The 1,685-nt window shown below is 59.4% G+C and carries 3 protein-coding genes; 1 reads left to right on the plus strand and 2 read right to left on the minus strand.

All coding sequences use genetic code 11. From position 1 onward, the window contains the following. Window positions 1–59 precede the first annotated feature (59 nt). A complete protein-coding gene (locus QD357_RS32070) occupies window positions 60–278 on the plus strand; it encodes a helix-turn-helix domain-containing protein (protein WP_414126043.1) in 219 nt (72 codons plus the stop codon). A gap of 17 nt (window positions 279–295) precedes the next feature. Here QD357_RS32070 and QD357_RS32075 read toward each other — a convergent pair whose 3' ends face one another. After that, window positions 296–790, minus strand: a complete 495-nt coding sequence (locus QD357_RS32075) for a DUF4411 family protein (protein WP_414126044.1) — start codon at window positions 788–790, stop codon at window positions 296–298. Window positions 791–799: 9 nt separating this feature from the next. Then, a partial coding sequence (locus QD357_RS32080) for an ImmA/IrrE family metallo-endopeptidase (protein ID WP_414126046.1) occupies window positions 800–1,685 on the minus strand: 886 nt, incomplete at its 5' end.

The following is a 1,685-nucleotide window of genomic DNA, read 5'->3' on the forward strand; positions in this document are numbered from 1 at the left end:
TGTCGAATCGGAACTATAGTTCCTAGAACAATAATTCCGATTCWGKTTCCGCTGACGTCATGGATCTCAACGAGGTCATGGCGRKSAATTTGCGTCGMATACGYCATGGCAAGAAACTGACGCAGGARGAAYTGGCGCATCKCACGGGCCTRAGCGCGCGCCATATCGGTGCCATTGAGCGCGCCKAGATGTCTGCAACGATCACCGTTCTGGGCCAGATCTCCCAAGCGCTGGCTGTCGATCCAAGAGAATTCCTGACGGAGACAAATCCGGGCTGACATTACCCACACGAACGTCAGACTCGGGATCGCCAAGCCGTCGTGAAGTTCAGCGCCGTCATCATTTCGAAGCTGTTGCACCACCGGACACCGAGATCCTTGCAGACGTCGGGGATGCGGCGATTTGCGCGCTTTGCGCTTGGCTTCGAAGCCTCGACCGTCACAACGATTCGATCGGCGGGCAGCGCCATCGCATAGGCGATCAGAAACGKATCCCGCCCGATCTCGATGACCTCAGCGTCGTTCAGGTCGGGAGCGTATTTCTCGATAACAGCTTGCACCAAGGCCGGGTCGACATCTTCGTCCAGCCGCAGAACACTGTAGTTCTCAGCTTCGCTCAGCCAGCGACCGATTTCCGAGCCCTCGGTGATTTCTTCGAGAATCTCCACAGGAACTTTGATCTCGCCGGCCTCGCCCATATGKACCAACCAATCCCAGAATTCCGGAAACCGGCCGATCGGGTAGTACAGATTATGGGCGGTGATCAGAACGTTTGCGTCGAGGAGATGCACGGCTTCTCCTTACGCCGCGCTATCGGTAAKGGAGTAGACGTTGCTKGCTTTGACACCGAGGATCGCGGCGGCCTTCGAAGGCGACAAGGCGCCCTCCGCCAGCATTCGCCGGRAGAGTTCGACGAGCCGATTGCCGAGCTTATGGCGTTTKACCGTATAGTAACTTGGCCCGCCCTCGTTTTCCCTGGCGCGATCTCGTTGCGCGGCTCGGTTCCTCAGCCATTGCTGGCGGAACAGCGTGGTGACCGCGGACCATGTTTCCTGGTCGATGATGCCTTCGCGATAGAGCTTGTAGGCCACCATGGAGTGGCTGACCTGCMGAGCATCCGCGATTGCGGAAATCCGCGCCATCACCTGTTCCTGCGACGCCCCAACKAGCGAAGGCTCCTGCACGATTTCCGCCGTGGGCATCAGGATGCGCCCGGCAACATCATTGCAGAACGTCTCGATCGCGCTTGCCGGCCGTCCCCCGCTGACACCGGTCCGACCGAGCCAGATATGCGCAAGCTCGTGCAGAAGCGTGAATGACCACGCCTGCTCGCTGTCCTGATCGTTGATCACGACGAAAGGCGCGACGGAATCGGCGAAGGCAAAGCCCCTGAAGAGTTCGACATTCAKGGTGCTGTGATGACTGCCAAGGTTGCCGATAAGCAGCACGAAAATGCCGGCCGCCTCGGCCCGCTCGCGAAGATAGGCAAAACMCTTGGGCGTTCCGCGGMCGCTTCCATGCCGGTACGTCTTMAATTMGAACACAAGGCGCGTCCGAATGGCGCTCGCCAATGCCTCGGCGCCCTGGCTTTGATCAAACGACGCGACGAAATCGAGCGGGGTGGCCTCGTCCTCGGTTTCGAGCACGGCTCGAACCATTTCCTGCCGCGCGCGCACTTCACGCAGC

Origin of the sequence: Rhizobium sp. BR 317 (genome assembly GCF_047445835.1) — a bacterium.
Taxonomy (GTDB): domain Bacteria; phylum Pseudomonadota; class Alphaproteobacteria; order Rhizobiales; family Rhizobiaceae; genus Rhizobium; species Rhizobium paranaense.